Origin of the sequence: Actinoplanes sp. NPDC051343 (assembly GCF_044455125.1) — a bacterium.
GTDB lineage: Bacteria > Actinomycetota > Actinomycetes > Mycobacteriales > Micromonosporaceae > Actinoplanes.
On the sequence record NZ_JBITEL010000010.1, the window covers coordinates 232,579 to 249,781 of the forward strand.

Annotated in this window: 17 protein-coding genes and 1 pseudogene; 5 read left to right on the plus strand and 13 right to left on the minus strand. The window is 70.7% G+C overall.

What is annotated here, in order from left to right:
• Window positions 1-710 precede the first annotated feature (710 nt).
• A pseudogene (locus tag ACIA5C_RS31305) lies at window positions 711-1,247 on the minus strand (NADH-quinone oxidoreductase subunit J); the annotation flags it as partial.
• A complete protein-coding gene (locus ACIA5C_RS31310; protein ID WP_396061145.1) occupies window positions 1,244-1,900 on the minus strand; it encodes a NuoI/complex I 23 kDa subunit family protein in 657 nt (218 codons plus the stop codon). The pseudogene ACIA5C_RS31305 and the gene ACIA5C_RS31310, both read right to left, overlap by 4 nt.
• Window positions 1,901-1,993: 93 nt before the next feature.
• Here ACIA5C_RS31310 and ACIA5C_RS31315 point away from each other — a divergent pair, with 93 nt between their 5' ends.
• Window positions 1,994-2,767: a transglutaminase-like domain-containing protein gene (locus ACIA5C_RS31315; RefSeq protein ID WP_396061148.1), complete on the plus strand. Its 774-nt coding sequence runs from the start codon at window positions 1,994-1,996 to the stop codon at window positions 2,765-2,767.
• Here ACIA5C_RS31315 and ACIA5C_RS31320 read toward each other — a convergent pair.
• Genes ACIA5C_RS31320 through ACIA5C_RS31340 form a run of 5 tightly spaced genes read right to left on the minus strand, consistent with a single transcriptional unit; the run spans window position 2,760 to window position 7,575 of the window.
• Complete coding sequence (locus tag ACIA5C_RS31320) at window positions 2,760-3,716, minus strand: NADH-quinone oxidoreductase subunit H (RefSeq protein WP_396061151.1); 957 nt, start codon at window positions 3,714-3,716, stop codon at window positions 2,760-2,762. The two genes, ACIA5C_RS31315 and ACIA5C_RS31320, sit on opposite strands and share 8 nt — an antisense overlap.
• Entirely contained in the window at window positions 3,716-4,318 is a 603-nt protein-coding gene (locus tag ACIA5C_RS31325) for an NADH-quinone oxidoreductase subunit C (RefSeq protein WP_396061154.1), read from the minus strand. The genes ACIA5C_RS31320 and ACIA5C_RS31325 overlap by 1 nt, the downstream gene beginning before the upstream one ends.
• Before the next feature lie 9 nt (window positions 4,319-4,327).
• Entirely contained in the window at window positions 4,328-4,855 is a 528-nt protein-coding gene (locus ACIA5C_RS31330; protein WP_396061156.1) for an NADH-quinone oxidoreductase subunit B, read from the minus strand.
• 9 nt (window positions 4,856-4,864) lie between these two features.
• A complete protein-coding gene (locus tag ACIA5C_RS31335; RefSeq protein ID WP_396061159.1) occupies window positions 4,865-6,253 on the minus strand; it encodes a pyridoxal phosphate-dependent decarboxylase family protein in 1,389 nt (462 codons plus the stop codon).
• Window positions 6,250-7,575: an MFS transporter gene (locus ACIA5C_RS31340; RefSeq protein WP_396061162.1), complete on the minus strand. Its 1,326-nt coding sequence runs from the start codon at window positions 7,573-7,575 to the stop codon at window positions 6,250-6,252. The genes ACIA5C_RS31335 and ACIA5C_RS31340 overlap by 4 nt, the downstream gene beginning before the upstream one ends.
• Window positions 7,576-7,624: 49 nt before the next feature.
• On the opposite strand from ACIA5C_RS31340, the gene ACIA5C_RS31345 reads away from it, so the two are divergent.
• Complete coding sequence (locus tag ACIA5C_RS31345; protein WP_396061165.1) at window positions 7,625-9,016, plus strand: gamma-glutamyltransferase; 1,392 nt, start codon at window positions 7,625-7,627, stop codon at window positions 9,014-9,016.
• Window positions 9,017-9,036: 20 nt separating this feature from the next.
• On the opposite strand, the gene ACIA5C_RS31350 is transcribed toward ACIA5C_RS31345, so the two are convergent.
• Window positions 9,037-9,960: an NAD-dependent epimerase/dehydratase family protein gene (locus tag ACIA5C_RS31350; protein ID WP_396061168.1), complete on the minus strand. Its 924-nt coding sequence runs from the start codon at window positions 9,958-9,960 to the stop codon at window positions 9,037-9,039.
• 109 nt (window positions 9,961-10,069) lie between these two features.
• Here ACIA5C_RS31350 and ACIA5C_RS31355 point away from each other — a divergent pair, with 109 nt between their 5' ends.
• Window positions 10,070-10,765, plus strand: coding sequence for a TetR/AcrR family transcriptional regulator (locus tag ACIA5C_RS31355; protein ID WP_396061171.1), 696 nt, complete (start codon window positions 10,070-10,072; stop codon window positions 10,763-10,765).
• On the opposite strand, the gene ACIA5C_RS31360 is transcribed toward ACIA5C_RS31355, so the two are convergent.
• A complete protein-coding gene (locus ACIA5C_RS31360) occupies window positions 10,742-11,044 on the minus strand; it encodes an MGMT family protein (protein ID WP_396061174.1) in 303 nt (100 codons plus the stop codon). The genes ACIA5C_RS31355 and ACIA5C_RS31360 overlap by 24 nt on opposite strands.
• A 60-nt stretch (window positions 11,045-11,104) precedes the next feature.
• On the opposite strand from ACIA5C_RS31360, the gene proB reads away from it, so the two are divergent.
• Both proB and ACIA5C_RS31370 read left to right on the plus strand, forming a co-directional pair.
• Window positions 11,105-12,217 carry a glutamate 5-kinase gene (proB, locus tag ACIA5C_RS31365; RefSeq protein ID WP_396061177.1) on the plus strand — a complete coding sequence of 371 codons (1,113 nt, stop codon included), beginning with the start codon at window positions 11,105-11,107 and terminating at the stop codon, window positions 12,215-12,217.
• Between the two features lie 13 nt (window positions 12,218-12,230).
• Window positions 12,231-13,472, plus strand: a complete 1,242-nt coding sequence (locus tag ACIA5C_RS31370) for a glutamate-5-semialdehyde dehydrogenase (protein WP_396061180.1) — start codon at window positions 12,231-12,233, stop codon at window positions 13,470-13,472.
• 39 nt (window positions 13,473-13,511) lie between these two features.
• On the opposite strand, the gene ACIA5C_RS31375 is transcribed toward ACIA5C_RS31370, so the two are convergent.
• The 4 genes from ACIA5C_RS31375 to moeZ all read right to left on the minus strand — a co-directional run bounded on the left by ACIA5C_RS31375 (window position 13,512) and on the right by moeZ (window position 17,147).
• Entirely contained in the window at window positions 13,512-14,219 is a 708-nt protein-coding gene (locus ACIA5C_RS31375) for a hypothetical protein (protein WP_396061183.1), read from the minus strand.
• A 57-nt stretch (window positions 14,220-14,276) separates the two neighbouring features.
• Window positions 14,277-14,789, minus strand: coding sequence for a hypothetical protein (locus tag ACIA5C_RS31380; RefSeq protein ID WP_396061186.1), 513 nt, complete (start codon window positions 14,787-14,789; stop codon window positions 14,277-14,279).
• Between the two features lie 203 nt (window positions 14,790-14,992).
• On the minus strand, window positions 14,993-15,799 hold the full coding sequence (locus ACIA5C_RS31385; RefSeq protein WP_396061189.1) for a prenyltransferase/squalene oxidase repeat-containing protein: 807 nt from the start codon (window positions 15,797-15,799) through the stop codon (window positions 14,993-14,995).
• 112 nt (window positions 15,800-15,911) lie between these two features.
• Window positions 15,912-17,147 (minus strand): adenylyltransferase/sulfurtransferase MoeZ, encoded by a 1,236-nt coding sequence (gene moeZ, locus ACIA5C_RS31390; RefSeq protein ID WP_396061191.1) that lies wholly within the window; start codon window positions 17,145-17,147, stop codon window positions 15,912-15,914.
• Window positions 17,148-17,203 lie beyond the last annotated feature (56 nt).

Genomic DNA, 17,203 nt, shown 5'->3' on the forward strand with positions numbered 1-17,203 from the left:
GGGCGGGCCCGCGCGGGACGGCGGGCTGAGCCGCCTTCCGGAGCGGCGCCTTCGATCGACGGGCGGCCCTGCGCGGGACGGCGGGCTGAGCCAGTTTCCGAGGCGGTGCCCTCGATCGACGGGCGGCCTCGCGCCGGGCGGCGGGCTGAGCCGGTCTGCGGGGCGGAGCCGGTCTGCGGGACGGAGCCTTCGATTGACGGGCGGGCCGGGCTGCGGCCCGACGGATTATTCGCGGAGGCGGTGCCCTCGATGGCCGGGCCGGTCGGAGAAGGGCGCCGGCCGGCGGGGGCCGGGGCGGTGCCGGTTTCGGTGGCGGTGCCCTCGATGACGTCGTCGCGGGTGGTGCCTGGCTCGGCGGGGGTATCGCCGCCCAGGCGGGTGCGGCGGGCCTGAGCGCCGAAGATGACGTCGGCGGATTTGCCTTTGAGGACGTCCTTGGGGCTGGTGGTGGCCCCGGGCGTCGCGCCAACCGGATTTGGGTCGGCCGTGGCCGAACCGGCAGCGACCGAACCGGCAGCGACCGAACCGCCGGAGGCCGGGGCGGCTGTGGGCGCGGCGGCTGTGGGCGCGGCGGCTGTGGGCGCGGCGGCTGTGGCTGCTCGCTGTTCGGCGGCGGACTGGCGTAGGCGGGCCTGGGCGTTGGCCTGGCGGGCGGCGATGCGTTCGAGGCGGGCTACCACCGTGGCCGACTCGGTTAGCGGGTCGGGGGTGGGTGGCTGGGTGGGCACCGCCGCGGCCTCCGGGTCGGGGCGGGCGCCCAGGTCGGGGCGGGACAGGACGATGGCGCCTACCAAGGCTGCCAGCAGGAGGATGGAGAGCACCTCGAACGGGAGGACCCAGGCGCCGAAGATTTGGGCGCCGACGCGTTCCGCGGTGCCGGTCGGGGGTGGGTCGTAGCGGGTCCAGTGGAAGGCGTCGGCCAGCAGGGCGGCCAGTCCGAAGCCGACGCCCGCGCCGATCAGGGCGGCCGGGCCGGCCGGGCGGTCGAGGTCGGTCGACGGGCCGATCGGGGCTCGGGTCAGCATCACCGCGAAGAGGAGCAGGACGACGACCGCGCCGACGTAGACCAGGACCTGGACCCAGGCGACCAACTCGGCGCCGAGCACCAGGTAGAGGCCGGCGGTCGCGCCTAGGCTGATCACCAGGTAGAGGCCGGCGCGGACCAGGTGGGTGCTGATGACGACGAGGGCGCCCGAGCCGACCGCGATGACGCCGAGGGCCAGCATCAGCGCGTCCGCGACCGTCACTGCTCCGGCTCTCGGGACGTATCTTCGGGGTTGGGGGCGGCGCCGGGGCGGGAAGCCGGGGGGCGCCCGGCTGCGGTTGGGGGCGGCGTACGGCGTACGGAAGCTGCTTTAGCGGCAGTTGCCGCGCCCGGACCGGCTGCCTTGCGGGCCGCGGTGGCCTCCTCTTTCGACGGTTCGCCGAGAACGTCGTGGGCCGGCGGCGGGGGCACCGTGCGCATCCAATCGCTCAGCCGGTCCTTGTCGTGCAGCAGGTCGAGCACGCTGAACTCGGAGTATTCGAACTCGGGGGTCCAGTGGAGGGCGTCGAACGGGCAGACCTCGATGCAGATTCCGCAGTACATGCAGAGGGAGAAGTCGATGTCGAATTTGTCGAGGACATTGCGTTGACGGGCGCGGGCGGCGCCCGGAACGACGACCTCTTCCTTGTGCGAGTCGATGTAGATGCACCAGTCGGGGCACTCGCGGGCGCACAGCATGCAGACCGTGCAGTTTTCCTCGAGCAGGGCGATGACGCCTCGGCTGCGCGGGGGAAGTTCGGGTTCGACGTCGGGGTACTGCTGGGTGATGGACCGTTTGGTCATCGTCTTGAGCGTGACTGCAAGCCCGTTGATCAGCCCTTTGCCGGGCGCGCCGCGGTCCCCGTCGTCACTCACAAACGCATATCCTGCCCCGTCGTCGATCGCGATGCGAGCACACCCCCGCGACAAAGTTGACTCTGACAGCGTGTCAGGGGGTTTGCTGGCGGAATGGAGAGCAAATATCTGACCCCGGGTGTCATGACCGGACTGGGGAAGTCGGCGGGAAGGGTGGCGGCGCTGCCCGGTGACTTCGGCGGGATCGCCGGGGTGCTGCACGGGCTGTGCATTCACGAGTTCCTGACCGGCATGTACGGGGTCGACAAGGTGGACACGTCGACGGTTCATCTCCGCCGGGCCGAGGATTTGCTCGACACGATCGGTGAGCCGCTGGACGTCGCCCGGGAGCCCGGGGATCGGATGGCGACGAACTGCCGGGGGTTTACGGTGCTGGCGGTCGCGATGTTGCGGGCGCATGGGGTGCCGGCGCGGGCCCGTTGCGGGTTCGGCGGGTATTTCAATCCGGGGTTCTGGGTCGACCACTGGGTGGTCGAGTACTACGAGGACGGGCGTTGGAAGCGCGGCGACGCCCAGCTCGACGGGGTGCTGCTTGCCGAGTTCAAGATTGACTTCGACCCTGATGACCTGCCCGACGGGCAGTTCCTGACCGGCGGCGAGGCGTGGGAGCTGTTCCGGCGGGGCGGGGCCGACCCGGACACGTTCGGCCTGGGCGACACCGGGGCCGGCGACTGGTGGATCGCGGGCAACCTGGTGCGCGACGTGGCGGCGATGGACAACGTCGAGGCGCTGCCCTGGGACTGCTGGGATCCGATGCCCAAGCCCTCGGAATCCTTCGATTACCAGCTGTTCGATCATCTGGACACGACCAAGGTGCCGGACACCGTCTACAACGCGGTGCGGGACCGGGTCGAGCCGTTCAGATGACCTTGATCGCGGCGGTGAGGACCAGCTGGGCCAGCGCCACCGGCACCAGGACCAGCCAGCACAGGCGCTGCAGCTGGTCTTCCCTCAGCCGCGGGAAGGTCACCCGGAACCAGATGATCACGAAGGACAGCGCGAACACCTTGACCAGCGTCCACAGCCAGCCGAGCTGATCGGCGAACGGCCCGTGCCAGCCACCGAGGAACAGCACGGTGGTCAGGGCGGCGATCACGACGATGCCGACGTATTCGGCGAGCAGGAAGAACGCGAAACGCAGGCCGGTGTATTCGGTCATGTAGCCGAAGACCAGCTCGGAGTCGGCGATCGGCATGTCGAACGGCGGCCGGCGGATCTCGGCGACGCCGGAGATGAAGAAGACGATCGCGGCCGGCGCCTGCCAGAGCAGCCACCACGGCGACCAGGCGTCGAGGATGCCGGGCAGGCTCAGCGTGCCCGCGGCCATCGCGACGCTGGCCGCGGAGAGCACCAGCGGAAGCTCGTAGCCGAGCAGCTGGGCGGCGCCGCGCAGGCCACCGAGCAGGCTGTATTTGTTGGCGCTCGCCCACGCCGACATCAGCACGGCGAGCACGCCCACGCCCAGAAGGGCGAGGACGAAGAACAAGCCGATGTCCAAGCCCTGGGCGACCAGGTTGCCGGGCCCCAGGGGTACGGCCAGGAGCACCACCAGGTACGGAAACAGCGCCACCAGCGGGGCCAGCTGGAACACCCGCTTGTCGGCGTCGCGCGGGGTGATGTCCTCCTTCTGGACGAACTTCACACCGTCGGCGATCAGCTGGGCCCAGCCGTGGTAGGCCCCCGCGTACATCGGGCCGACCCGCCCCTGCATGTGGGCCATCACCTTGTGCTCGGCCTGCCCGACAACCAGCGGGAGCACGAGGAAGCCGGCGAGAACCGCGACGATGCGGATGACGAGTTCGAGCCAGAGCGGCATCAGCGGGGACCCCACTCGCCCGGGCCGGGCACGCCCGGCGGACGCATCGGGGCCCGCTTGGCCGCGCCCGACTCGGACTCCCCCGGTTCCTTGGCGCCCGGCCACGCCTTGGCGGCCCGGGAGGCCAGCACGAACTCCTTGCGCAGCGGGTGGCCCTCGAACTCGGGCGGGAGAAGCAGCGGCTTGAGGTCGGGGTGGCGGGCGAACGAGATGCCGAACATCTCGTACGTCTCGCGCTCGTGCCAGTCGGCGCCGGGGAAAAGCTCCACCACCGACTCCACCACCGGATCTTCCCGCGGAACCCGGGTGCGCAGCAGCAGCGCGTGGTGCCGGCGGGTGGAGTAGAGGTGGGCGACGACCGAGAAACCGTCGTCGAGTTCGTCGACCGCGGACAGCCAGTCGAAGAAGTCGCAGCCGACCGCGCCGTTGTGCTTGGCCGTGCCGACCGACTCCCACCAGCGGGCGACCGGCACGTCGACGACCGCGCGCTCGTGCCCGGGACCACCGCCGGAGACGCTCGCGATGATCTCGCCCGGCGGCGCCTCGGGTGAGTCGTCGGTCAGCAGCGCGACCAGGCGTTCGCCGACCTCTTCGGGCGTCATGGGCACATCTTAGGAGGTGGGCGGGTGAACGGGTGGCGCTGTCAGCGCGGCCACGTCGGCGCGCGGGACGCCACCCGGGCCGGACTGCTCGGCCGCGATCTTTTCCTGCAGGCGCAGGATGCCGTGGAGCAGGGCCTCGGGGCGGGGCGGGCAGCCGGGCACGTAGACGTCGACCGGGATGATCTGGTCGACGCCCTTGGTCACCGAATAGGAGTCCCAGTAGGGGCCGCCGCAGTTGGAGCACGAGCCGAACGAGATGACGTACTTCGGCTCGGGCATCTGGTCGTAGAGCCGGCGGATCGCCGGGGCCATCTTGTCGGTGACCGTGCCCGAGACGACCATCAGGTCGGCCTGCCGCGGGCCGTGGGCGAACGGGATGACGCCCATCCGCATGAAGTCGTGCCGGCTCATGCTGGTCGCGATGAACTCGATCGCGCAGCACGCCAGACCGAAATTGAAAACCCAGAGGGAGTAGCGCCGTCCCCAGTTCAGCACGAACCGGATGGGTTCCCCGAGCACTCCTGGCAGACCGGCCACGTGGTCAACCTACTCCGGTCGTTGCAGGACGCTGAGGAAGGCCGTCAGAAGAGCCTCGCGCAGTTCGGGGGTGGCGACGTTGAGCAACGAGTTGACGGCGGCCATCCCCTCCAGCCGACCGGCCATCTGAGCGACCAGCCCGGGCGTGATCATCTCGGGCGTGAGGTCGGGCAGCGGGATCTCGACCGGGCCGCGGGACCGGGCGGCCGCGACCGCCTCGGCCAGGGCGGGGGCGAACTCGGCGGCGGCGGCGGCGACCGCGGCGGTCACGGTGAGATGGATGGTCGGCGGGAGGTCACCGAACGCCATCTGAGGCTGGGTGTGCCAGCCGCGGGCGGCCAGTTCGTCGGCGAGCACGAAGAGGTCGGTGTCCTCGCCCGCCATGCACACCACGGTGGTCTCGGGCGGGGCGAAGAGGCGTACGCCGTCCGTCTGCTCGACCGCGGCGGCAAGGATGGACACCGCGTCGCGGGTGCGGGCGGCCAGGTCGAGGTAGCCGTTGTCGCCGATCGTGCGCAGGGTGGCCAGCGCGGCCGCGATCGGCCCGCCCGAGCGGGTCGACGAGATCACCGGGTTGACCATCGTGTAGCCGGGCCAGCCGGCGTAGGCGAAGTACTGCGGGCGGCGTAGCTTCTCGGTGCGGTGCAGGAGGATCGACACGCCCTTCGGGGCGTACGCGTATTTGTGCAGGTCGACCGAGATGCTGGTGACCCCGGGCACGGTGAAGTCGAAGTCGGGCAGGTCGGCGCCCAGGCGCTTCAGATAGGGCAGCACCCAGCCGCCGAAGCAGGCATCGACGTGGAAGCGCACGCCGTTGTCCGCCGCGATGGCGGCCAGCTGGGGGATCGGGTCGACCACGCCGTGGGCGTACGACGGGGCCGAGCCGACGACCAGGACCGTGTCCTTCGCTATCAGGGCGGCCGTCGCGGCCGGATCGGCCCGCAGGTCGGGGCCGACCGGTGCCACGTCGAGGGCGACCCGCAGATAGTGGGCGGCCTTCGCGAACGCGGCGTGCGCGGAGGACGGGACGACCATGCGCGGGGTGGTCAGATCGGGACGCGAGTCGCGGGCCGCCTTGACCGCCAGCAGGATCGACTCGGTGCCGCCGCCGGTCGCGCTGCCGGCCGCCTGTTCGCCGTTGAGAAGCCGGGCCGCCGCGCCGACCAGCGCGTTCTCCATCGCCAGCAGGGACGGGAAGGCGGTCGGGTCGAGGCCGTTGACGTGCGAGGAGATCGCGTGGGCGGCCTGGGCGAGATCGTCCAGGCCGTCGAGCGCGGGGTCATAGACGTACGCGAAGAGCCGGCCACCGTGCGTCGGCAGGTCGCCGGCCCGCAACTCGCGCAGCTCGGCCAGGGCCTGCTCGGCCGGGATCCCCTCGTCCGGCAATGCGTTGATCATGCAACCTCCCGGTTCGGGCGCAACACCAGCACGGCGGCCGCCACCAGGACGGCCGGTACGAGTGTGAAGCCGAGCAGCACGCCCAGCCGGGCCGTCTCGTCCTGGACGGCGGCGGTGCCAGTCGACGACGAGACATAGCCGAAGAGCTGCAGGATCAACGCGTATACGCCCGGGCCGAGCGCCAGCCCGAAGGTCTCCCCCGCCGTCCACAGACCGCTGAAGACCCCGGCCTGGCGGCTGCCGGTGCGCTCGGTGTCGACGTCGATGCAGTCGGGCAGCATGGCCATCGCGAAGACCTGCTGCCCGGCGTAGCCGACACCGACCACGGCCGCGATGAGGTAGATGACGACGGCCGGCAGGACGGGCGCGGCGACCATGAGCAGGCCGAAGCCCCCGAAGAGCAGCGAGCCGGCGATCAGCGAGCGCCGCTTGCCGATGCGCCCGCCGACGTAACTCCACAGTGGCATCACGAGCAGGGCCGGCCCGACGAACGCGGCGAAGAGGAAGGTGGCGGCCGACGAGTGACCGACCACGTGGTCGGCGAAGTACTGGACGCCGGCCAGCATCGTTCCGACCCCGACCGCCTGGACGATCCAGCAGAGCAGCAGCGCCCGGAACGGGCGGTTGGTGAACGCGATGCGCAACTGGGTGCGCAGATCGCTCTCGGGTTCGGCCGCCGGCTTCGACCCGGCCCGCCGGGTTCCGAAGTAGACACCGAGAGCGCCGGCGACGATGAGCGTGCCGACGAAGACTCCCGCCCAACGGTGACCGGTGATGCCGCCGCCGGTCCGGTCGACGACCAGCGGGGCCACCGCGCCCGAGATCAGGATGGTCAGGGCCAGGACGGCGACCCGCCAGGTCATCATGCGGGTGCGCTCGGCGTAGCCGCCGGTCAGTTCGGCCGGCATCGCCACGTAGGGCACCTGGAAGAAGGCGTACGCGGTAGCCGCGGCCAGAAACGCAACCGCGACGTAAGCCCCGGCCGGGGCGCCGCTGCGGAACGGGCCGGCGAACAGCGCGGCGAAGAGCAGGCCCAGCGCCAGGCCCGCCACGATGAGGAAGGGCCGCCGGTCGCCCCGCCGGTCGGAGATGCGCCCGGCGATCGGGTTGACCAGCACGTCCCACGCCTTCGGCAGCAGGACCAGCAATCCGGCCACACCCGCCGCAACACCCAGCGTGTCTGTCAAATAAGGCAGAAGAAGCAAACCGGGCACCGTACCGAACGACCCGGTGACCAGCGAGCCCAGCGAATATCCGGCCAGAACGCGACGCGGGAGGGCGGGGGCCGGCCGGCCTGAAGGGGCGGGGTCGGCGGTCGTCATCGACGCGCATCGTAACCACGATCATCCTGCTACGCCTACGCTCAGGTTGATGACGAGCGTTGCGGCCGGGGTCGCCGCCAGCCACCCGGCGACCGCCGAGGCCGGGCTGCGGATCCTGGCAGAAGGGGGCGGCGCGGCCGACGCCGCGGTCGCCGCCGTGCTGGCCGGTTGCGTCGGTGAAACGATTTTCACCGGGCTGGGCGGGGGCGGGTTCGCGACCTACTTCGAGGCGGCCACCGGCGAGGTGACCTGCCTGGACTTCTTCGCCACGGTGCCGGGCACCGACGGCGACCACCGGCCCGGTCCGATGATCGAGGTGGACGTCTACTTCGGCGGCGTGCGGCAGGTCTATTCGATCGGCGGGGCCAGCGTCGCGGTGCCGGGCGTTCCGGCCGGGTGCGGCGAGGTGCACCGGCGATGGGGGCGGCTGCCCTGGGCCTCCGTGGTCGAGCCGGCGATCGGGTTGGCGCGCCGCGGCGTGCGGCTGCCGGACGCGCACGCTCGTACGCTCGAGGCCTGCGCCCCGGCCCTCAACTGGGGTGCGGGCGCCGAGGTCTACACGCCCGGCGGGCGGCAGCTCACGGGCGGCGACGTGCTGTTCCATCCCGGCCTCGACGAGGCGCTGGGCGGGCTGGCCGACGAGGGACCGGCCGTCTTCTACACCGGCTCGTACGCCGCCCTGCTGGTCGAGGCCGTGCGCTCGGCCGGCGGCGCGCTCGGGCCCCGCGACCTCGCCGGCTATCGGGTCATGGAGACCCCGGTCGACCATGCGCTGCTCGCCGGCTACCGGATCCGGGCCCGGCACGATCTCAGCCGCACGGTCGACACGATCGCCGGGCTGCCGGCCGACCTGGGACGGCCGGCGCGCGCGCCCGGCGTCGCCGCCGCGCTCCGCGACCAGGGCGTCCAGAAGATCGGCGACACGACGAACATCTCGGTGGTCGACGCCGACGGCAACGCCTGCGTCATCACGACGACGCTCGGTCTTGGCTCCGGCGTGTGGCTGCCCGGCCTGGGCGTTCACCTCAACTCGATGCTCGGCGAGGGCGAACTGCTCACCGACAACCTGGCGCCGGGCCGCCGGATGGCGTCCAACATGTGCCCGCTGGTGGTGATCGACCCGGACGGCCGGCTCGCGGTGGCGATCGGGTCGGCCGGGGCGTCCCGCATCCGTACGGCCCTGGTCGACACGCTCCTGGGGGTGCTGGTCGACGGTCTCGACATGGAGTCGGCGATCCGCCGCCCGCGTTTGCACGTCGTCGGCGACGTCGCGCACGTCGAGCCCGGCTACCGCCGCGACGAACTGGCGCTGCTGGCCGACGCCGGCTGGCAGATCAACGAGTGGCCGGAGTTCGACCACTACTTCGGTGGGGTGACCGCGGTCGGCCAGGCCGGCGCGGCCGGGGATCCGCGCCGCGCCGGAGTGGGCCTACTGCTCTGAGTCGGCCTACGGCTTTGACCTCACATCGTTCGCGCCGAGATGCGTTCCGCGTCCTCGGCGGTCTCCCGCAGGCTGACCTCGAGCGGCGTGGCGGTGAGGCCGAAGGTCCGCGCCGTCAGTGTGCTGTCGAGCCGGAACGGGAAGTAGAACTGGTAGTCCATCTCGGCCATCTCGCGCATCATCGGGTTGAAGCGGCCGATGGCGTGGTTGATCCAGCGCGGAAGCTTGTGCATGGTCAGGTGCGGGACACCGATCAGGTCGCAGTAGCGGTCGGTCAGCTCGCGGAGGCTGATCGGGTCGGCCGACGGCACGTGCCAGGCCCGGCCCCAGGCGCGCTCGTCACCGGCCAGGTCGACCAGGGCACGGGCCATGTCACCGGTGTAGGTGAAGGTGTGCGGTGCGTCGAGGTCGGCCGGGACCCACGGCGTACGTCGGGTGGCCATGGCCGGAAGCAGGACCGCCGAGAAGATGCCCACCGCTCCGGCGCCGATGTAATCGGCGCCGCGTGCCTCGACCGTACGCACACCGCTGGCCAGGGCGTCGCGCCACATCTTGATGCGGACCTTGCCCTTGCGGCCGACCGCGGCCATCGGGGTGTCCTCGCGCATGTAGCCGCCGGGCTGCAACCCGTAGACGTAGAGATTGCCGGTGATCGCGTAGACCGCGCCGGTCGCCTTCGCGGCGGCGATCATCGCGTCGTTCATCGGGAACCACTTCTGCTCCCACTCGGTGTACTTCGGGTTGGCGCAGTTGTAGACGACCTCCGCGCCGGCGGCCAGTTCGGTGAGCCGGCGGGCATCCGAGGCGTCGGCGGCGACCCGCTCGACGAGCTTGTGCTCGGGGCCGCTGCCGCTCCGCGTAATCATCCGGACGCTCTCGCCGCGGCCGGCGAGCAGGCGGGCGATGGAGCTACCGACGGGGCCGGAACCAACGATGACGTGCATGCCATTCTCCTTGCTCGCTTTTGTGAGCACCGCTCTCTGACGAGAACAACGATGCCACCACGATCACTGTTTGGCAAGAGCACTGCTCTCGGTATGACACACTGGTCGCATGAGTGCAGCGGGAGTACGAGCCCGGGTCCGGGCCCAGATGACGGACGAGATCAAGACGGTGGCCCGGCGCCACCTGGCCACCGAAGGGGCCAACCTCTCGCTGCGCGCGGTCGCCCGCGACCTCGGCATGGCCTCGTCCGCCGTCTACCGCTACTTCGCCAGCCGGGACGAGCTGCTCACGGCGCTCATCATCGACGCGTACGACGCGGTCGGCGTCGCCGCGGAACAGGCGATCGAAGGCGTGACCGGGCACACCGAGAAGCTGGTCGCGGTCGGGCTGGCCGTCCGCGAATGGGCGCTCGCCGAACCACACCAGTGGGCCCTGATCTACGGCAGCCCGGTGCCCGGCTATCAGGCCCCCCAGGACACCGTCGGGCCGGCCACCCGGGTCATCCTGCTGATCGTCTCGATCGTGCGCGACGCCATAGGCGACGGCGCGGTCACCGCCGGGCCGCCGATCAGCGGACGCTACGCCGAAGAGCTGGCGGCGGTCGCGGGCCAGTTCGACTCGCGGATACCGCCCCAGGTCGTGGGCGCGACCATCGCGGCGTTCACCCAGCTCTGCGGCGCGGTCAGCTCCGAACTGTTCGGGCAGCTCAACAACTCGATCGACGAGGACCGGCGCGGGTTCCTCGAATTCCAGATGCGGGGCGCCGCGCGGCTGATCGGCCTAGGGCAACCAATGGGCGCGTGACATGTCGACGTGGTCGCCCTTCAGCGGTACGCCCTCGGAGAGCAGCCGCTGCCGGGCCTCCTGCTCGTGACCCGGCGGCATCCGCCCGGCGCTGGTCACCACGCGGTGCCACGGGACCCCGCCGCCATGCCGGGCCATGATGGTGCCGACCTGCCGGGCCGAGTTGCGCCCGGAGACGTCGGCGAGGGCGTCGGCGATCGCACCGTACGACATGACCTTGCCCTCGGGGATGCGCTCGACGAGCGCGAGCACCTCTTCGGCGTACTCCTGCGGTGTCACCCGAGCCACGATATGGGATCTCGGGCCGATTCCGCGGACCCGCACGAGGACAATGGCCGGGTGCGCGATGTAGTGACCGAAGCACGCCGGGTCGTGGTCAAGGTGGGGTCGTCCTCGCTGACCACGGCGTCCGGCGGCATCGACGAGGCGCGCGTCGACGCCCTGGTCGACGCGTTGGGCTCGCTGGCGACCTCCGGGCGCGAGGTGGTGCTGGTCTCCAGCGGTGCCATCGCGGCCGGTCTCGCACCCCTGCGGCTGCGCCGCCGGCCGCGAGACCTGGCCACGCAGCAGGCGGCGGCGTCGGTCGGCCAGGGGTTGCTCATCGGACGGTACGCGGCGGGCTTCGCTCGGCACGGCAAAACCGTCGGGCAGGTGCTGCTGACCGTCGACGACGTGACCCGGCGGGCGCACTACCGCAACGCGTACCGCACCCTCCGCAAGCTGCTCGACCTGGGCGCCCTCCCGATCGTCAACGAGAACGACACGGTCGCCACCGAAGAGATCCGGTTCGGCGACAACGACCGGCTGGCCGCGCTCGTCGCCGCCCTGGTGCAGGCCGACCTGCTGGTGCTGCTCTCCGACGTGGACGCGCTATACACCGGCAGCCCGTCCGACCCGTCCTCGCGCCGCATCCCGACGGTCGATTCCTCCTCGGATCTCTCCGACATCAGCATCAGCACGCCCGGCCGGTCCGGTGTCGGCACCGGCGGCATGGTCACCAAGGTCGAGGCCGCCCGCATCGCGACCGGATTCGGCATTCCGGTCGTGCTCACCTCCGCACCCCGGGCCGGTGAGGTTCTGGCCGGTGACGAGGTCGGCACGCTCTTCCACGCCGCCTCGCAGCGGCCGGCGGCCCGCCTTTTCTGGCTCGCCCACGCCACCGCCCCCCGCGGCCGGCTGCACCTCGACCCGGGTGCGGTCACCGCGATCGTGGCCCGGCGCAAGTCACTGCTGCCGGCCGGCATCACCGCGGTCGACGGGTCATTCGCGGCCGGCGACCCGGTCGACCTGGTCGACGCCGGGTCGGGCGCGCCGGTGGCCCGCGGGCTGGTCAACTACGACGCGGTCGAGCTGCCCGCACTTCTGGGACGCTCCACACCCGAGTTGGCGGCGACACTGGGGCCAGGCTATGAACGTGAGGTCGTTCATCGGGACGACCTTGTCCTCCTTTGATCGGGGTAACGCGATGACCGTTCAGCAGCAGGCCACTGACGCACGGGTGGCCTCGATCGAACTGGCCGCGGCCACCCGCGCCGAGAAGGACCGGGCGCTGCTGCTGATGGCCGACCGTCTGGTTTCGCGCTCCGACGAGATCGTCACCGCCAACGCGGTCGACGTGTCCAACGCCCGTGACGGCGGCCTGACCGACGCGATGATCGACCGCCTCACGCTGACCGCCGACCGTGTCTCGGCCATGGCCGACGGGCTGCGCCAGCTCGCCGCGCTGCCCGACCCGGTCGGCGACGTCGTCCGCGGCTCGACCCTGGCCAACGGGCTCGAGCTGCGGCAGGTGCGGGTGCCGTTCGGCGTGGTCGGCATCATCTACGAAGGCCGCCCCAACGTGACCGCCGACGCGGCCGGCATCTGCCTCAAGTCGGGCAACGCGGTGCTGCTGCGCGGCTCCGGCTCGGCCCTCAGCTCCAACGCGGCGATCGTCTCGGTGCTGCGCAAGGCGGTGGCCGACGCCGACCTGCCGGCCGACGCGATCCAGCTCGTCGACGCGACCAGCCGCGACTCGGTCAAGGAGCTGATGCGGGCCCGCGGCCTGGTCGATGTGCTGATCCCCCGCGGCGGCTCGTCCCTGATCAAGACGGTGGTCGAGGAGTCGACGGTCCCGGTGATCGAGACCGGCGTCGGCAACTGCCACGTATACGTCGACGCCACGGCCGACCTGGAAAAGGCGCTCGCGATCACGGTCAACTCGAAGACCCAGCGCCTGTCCACGTGCAACACGGCCGAGTCGCTGCTGGTGCACGCGGAGATCGCCGACACGTTCCTGCCGCTGGTGCTGGAAGAGTTCGCGTCGGCCAAGGTGACAGTGCACGGCGACCCGCGGGTGGCGTCCCACAGCGACGACGTGGTGCCGGCGACCGAGGTCGACTGGGAGACCGAATACCTGTCGGCGGACATCTCGGTCGCGGTGGTCGACTCCCTGAACGACGCGCTCGACCACATCCGCCGCTACGGCACCGGCCACACCGAGGCGATCGTGACCGAGTCGGTGACGGCTTCGCGTCGCTTCACGGCCGGCGTCGACGCGGCCGCGGTCATGGTCAACGCGTCCACCCGGTTCACTGACGGGGGCGAGTTCGGCTTCGGGGCCGAGATCGGCATCAGCACGCAGAAGCTGCACGCCCGCGGCCCGATGGGCCTGCCCGAGCTGACCTCGACGAAGTACATCGTCACCGGGAACGGCCACACGCGCTGAGCTCAGTGCAACCGGGCTAGGCCGGCGAATGGGCCGGCACTAGCTGGGCGTGATGACGCCCTCGGCCGGCTCCACCGAGTCATGCGGCTCGGGTGAGACGTTGGCTTCGGCCCGCGTGGTCACGCTCGGCGTAGGCGACGCTGATGACTTGGCCGACGTGGTCGCGCTCGGCGTAGGCGACGCTGATGGCTTGGCCGACGTGAGCGCGCTCGGCGTCGCCGAGGGCACCTGTGACGGCGGCGCGGAGGGAGACGGCGTGGTGGTCATTGATGGAGCCGGTAACGAGGCGGGCGCGGGTGGCCGGGCGACGGAATCCTCGGCAGGCGGTGGCGGTCGGCCGATCACGATCGGGGCGCTCGGGACCGATGCACTGGTCCAGCTGTCGCCGACTACGGCGAGGACCGCGTAGGACCAGCTTCCGGGCGGGACGTCACCCTCCGTACACGCCGGTGTCGTCAGGAGGCCGCCGCAGTGACTGCCGGCCTCGACGGTTGTCACGGTCAGGGCGTTGGTGCGGGTCAGGCGGTAGCCGCGTACGGGAAAGGCGGTCATCGACGACCACGTCACCCGCACCGACGAACCGTGCGCGGTGGCCGACGGTGTCGCCGGGGCGGGCAGGACGGCAGCCCGTGCGCTGAGGCCGGCGTGGCCGGAGGAGGTCGTCCAGGCCGCCAGCGCCGGGACCGGCGTGGCCAGCAACGCGGCGGCCGTCAGGCTGACACCGGCGAGGGCAGGGCGGAGCTTCATGGCAGACGGCCTTCCGAGCCGAATGGCCGGCGGCGAGGTCGCCGCCGGCCGCGTACGTCAGCTGGCGTTGCTCACACCGCTCACGTGCACCTTGATCGAGAAGGTGGCGCCCTGGCAGCCGTCCTCCGAGTTATTGATCATGTGGACGGTCTTCGGGAGGGTGAACTGCGCGCTGTCGCCCTTGGCGATCTCGAGGTCGAGGCCGGAGAGGACGCCGTTGGTGCCGATGTTGTTCTGCGAGAAGTCACCGAAGTAGACGCCGGTGTTGCCGCAGGTCTTGCCGGCGACCGGGGTGGCCTGGACGCCGTCGCTCGGGTTCCAGACGATCGAGGTGACCTTGACCGGGTACGGGTTCGGGTTGTTGATCGAGATGGTGGAGTCGCCGGTCACGCCCGGGAACAGGGTCGCGTCGGTGGTGACCACATTGGTCGTCAACTCGCTCGCCGTGCCGGCCTGGGCGCTGGCGGTTCCATCGCCGCCGGCGACCCACGACGCCCAGGCAGCACCGGCCACACCGGCGACAGCGAGGGTGGTACCGATGACGACGGCGCGCTTCACAGACTTACGCATTACGGCGTTCCTCCGAAGGAGTTGCTTCGTAGGCGCCGGTTTCGCTACTGACTCCCCGCCGGACTGTAGCGACCAACTTCATCGCCCGTGCGGATCTTCATCTCGCCCGGCCCCGGTTGGGGCCGTTACCCACTATGCCCGACGTGTCGGTATTGACCCAATAGCCCTAACTACTGAGCGTAATGATGGCCGTTCGGCGGATGTCAGCGATGGCCCCTCAGCACCATGAGCGTGGTGTTGACGTCGAAGTTGGGCCCCTCGGCGCTGTCCCAGCCGCCGTCGGTACGTTGCGTCTCGGCGAGCCGCTTGCGCGCGCTCTGCAACAACCAGTCGTCACCCAGGTTGACCCGGCGCAGCGCGGCCGCCATCGACGCGATGTCAGCCGCGGTCATGTCGGGCAACCGGTCGCCGAGCACCAGCTGGATGCGGGCCGCCTCATAAAAATATTGCTGCTCCCCGAGCAGGCCGGCGGCGTGCCAGCCGGCCGCCAGATAGGACGGCCAGGTGCCGTCCGGGCGCAGCCGGGCGACGAAGAACTGGGCGGCCGCGGCGAGGTTGGCGCCGTAGCGAACCGGCCCGGTGTGGTGCGGGTTGGTCTCCATCTCGGCGACCGTCATCCAATAGCCGGCCAGCGCGGTCAGATAGAGCGTGGCCTCGGGGTCACCAGGCATCGCCCAGGCCGGAGCCTCGGCGGCCAGCGACTCGTCCTCCTGCCAGGAGCCGTCGTCACGCTGGGCCGCAGCCAGCCAGTTGAGCGCCCGATCGACCGCCGGGCCGTGCAGGCCACCGAGGTCGTCGAGCTCGTTGAGGCGGAAGCAGGTGGCGTCGACCGAGGGAATCGCGCTGTCGGTCGAGGCGGGCCAGCCCCCGGCCGAGGTCTGCCCGGCGGTGATGCGATCGATGATCTCGTCGGGCGCCTGCTGGCGCGTGCGGAGATAGTGCAGTCGAGCTCGCTCGACCGGATCTCCGTGCGCGATCACGTATCCGATCGCCGCATCAATATCGACCACGACCGTCACGCTACAACTCGGGACAGCGATCCGCTGTGTCGTCCTGGTAACTGTCCGGAACGTCCGCCCCGCCTCGTCACCGATTGGTGACGAGGCGTGACGGCACGAAGGGTCAGTATGACGGCAACGACGGGTCGACCGTGTTGACCCAGGAGACGATGCCACCCTGGACGTGCACGGCGTCCTTGAAACCGGCTGCCTTGATGGCCGCCAGCGCCTCGGCCGAGCGCACACCCGACTTGCAGTGCAGCACGATCTGCCGGTCCTGCGGGAAGCGGGACAGGGCCTCGCCCGAAAGGATTTCACCCTTCGGGATGAGCGTGGCGCCGGGGATGCGGTTGATCTCCCACTCGGCGGGCTCACGCACGTCGACCAGGAACACGTCCTTGCCGGCGTCCTGCCACTCCTTCAGCTCACGGGCGGTGATCGTCGAGTCGAGGGTCGCCTCCTGAGCCTCCTCGGAGACCGCGCCGCAGAAGTCGTCGTAGTCTTCCAGCAGGTCGGTGACCGTCGGGTTGTCGCCGCAGAGCGCGCAGTTCGGGTCCTTGCGCACCTTGATCTTGCGGTATTCCATCTCGAGGGCGTCGTAGACCATCAACTTGCCGACCAGCGGCTCACCGATGCCGGTGATCAGCTTGATCGCCTCGTTGACCTGGATCGACCCGATCGACGCACACAGCACGCCGAGGACGCCGCCCTCGGCGCAGCTCGGCACCATGCCGGGCGGCGGGGGCTCCGGGTAGAGGCAGCGGTAGCAGGGACCGTACTCCTCCCAGAAGACTGAGGCCTGGCCGTCGAAGCGGTAGATCGAACCCCAGACGTACGGCTTGCCGAGCAGCACCGCGGCATCGTTGACCATGTATCGGGTCGCGAAGTTGTCGGTGCCGTCGACGATCAGGTCGTACTGGCTGAAGATCTCCTTGACGTTGTCGCGATCCAGCGCGGTGTTGTGAATGATCACGTTGACCAGCGGGTTGATCTCGCGAATGCTGTCCGCCGCGGACTCGGCCTTGGGCCGGCCGACGTCGGAGACGCCGTGGATGATCTGGCGCTGCAGGTTGGAGTCGTCGACCGTGTCGAAATCGACGATGCCGAGCGTGCCCACACCGGCCGCGGCCAGGTAGAGCAGGGCCGGCGAGCCGAGACCGCCGGCGCCGACGACGAGCACCTTGGCGTTCTTGAGACGCTTCTGACCGACCATCCCGACATCCGGGATGATGAGGTGCCGCGAGTAGCGGCGGATCTCATCGACGCTCAGCTCTGCGGCCGGCTCGACGAGCGGGGGCAGTGCCACGTTCTTGTCAAGCACCCTGTGACTCCCGGGTTGGCGGTAAGGATCGCCCCCCATTCTTGCTCGTTGGCCCGCGTCGCGGCCATGACGTTGAACACCGGCCCGACATGCGG

What these genes read in the sequence shown, in the direction of transcription:
- ACIA5C_RS31315 (WP_396061148.1), top strand. Translation starts at nt 1,994, where the DNA reads ATGGAGAGCAAATATCTGACCCCGGGTGTCATGACCGGACTGGGGAAG.
- ACIA5C_RS31320 (WP_396061151.1), bottom strand. Translation starts at nt 3,716, where the DNA reads ATGCCGCTCTGGCTCGAACTCGTCATCCGCATCGTCGCGGTTCTCGCC.
- ACIA5C_RS31325 (WP_396061154.1), bottom strand. Translation starts at nt 4,318, where the DNA reads ATGACGCCCGAAGAGGTCGGCGAACGCCTGGTCGCGCTGCTGACCGAC.
- ACIA5C_RS31335 (WP_396061159.1), bottom strand. Translation starts at nt 6,253, where the DNA reads ATGATCAACGCATTGCCGGACGAGGGGATCCCGGCCGAGCAGGCCCTG.
- ACIA5C_RS31340 (WP_396061162.1), bottom strand. Translation starts at nt 7,575, where the DNA reads ATGACGACCGCCGACCCCGCCCCTTCAGGCCGGCCGGCCCCCGCCCTC.
- ACIA5C_RS31345 (WP_396061165.1), top strand. Translation starts at nt 7,625, where the DNA reads ATGACGAGCGTTGCGGCCGGGGTCGCCGCCAGCCACCCGGCGACCGCC.
- ACIA5C_RS31350 (WP_396061168.1), bottom strand. Translation starts at nt 9,960, where the DNA reads ATGCACGTCATCGTTGGTTCCGGCCCCGTCGGTAGCTCCATCGCCCGC.
- ACIA5C_RS31355 (WP_396061171.1), top strand. Translation starts at nt 10,070, where the DNA reads ATGAGTGCAGCGGGAGTACGAGCCCGGGTCCGGGCCCAGATGACGGAC.
- ACIA5C_RS31370 (WP_396061180.1), top strand. Translation starts at nt 12,231, where the DNA reads ATGACCGTTCAGCAGCAGGCCACTGACGCACGGGTGGCCTCGATCGAA.
- ACIA5C_RS31375 (WP_396061183.1), bottom strand. Translation starts at nt 14,219, where the DNA reads ATGAAGCTCCGCCCTGCCCTCGCCGGTGTCAGCCTGACGGCCGCCGCG.
- ACIA5C_RS31380 (WP_396061186.1), bottom strand. Translation starts at nt 14,789, where the DNA reads ATGCGTAAGTCTGTGAAGCGCGCCGTCGTCATCGGTACCACCCTCGCT.
- moeZ (WP_396061191.1), bottom strand. Translation starts at nt 17,147, where the DNA reads ATGGGGGGCGATCCTTACCGCCAACCCGGGAGTCACAGGGTGCTTGAC.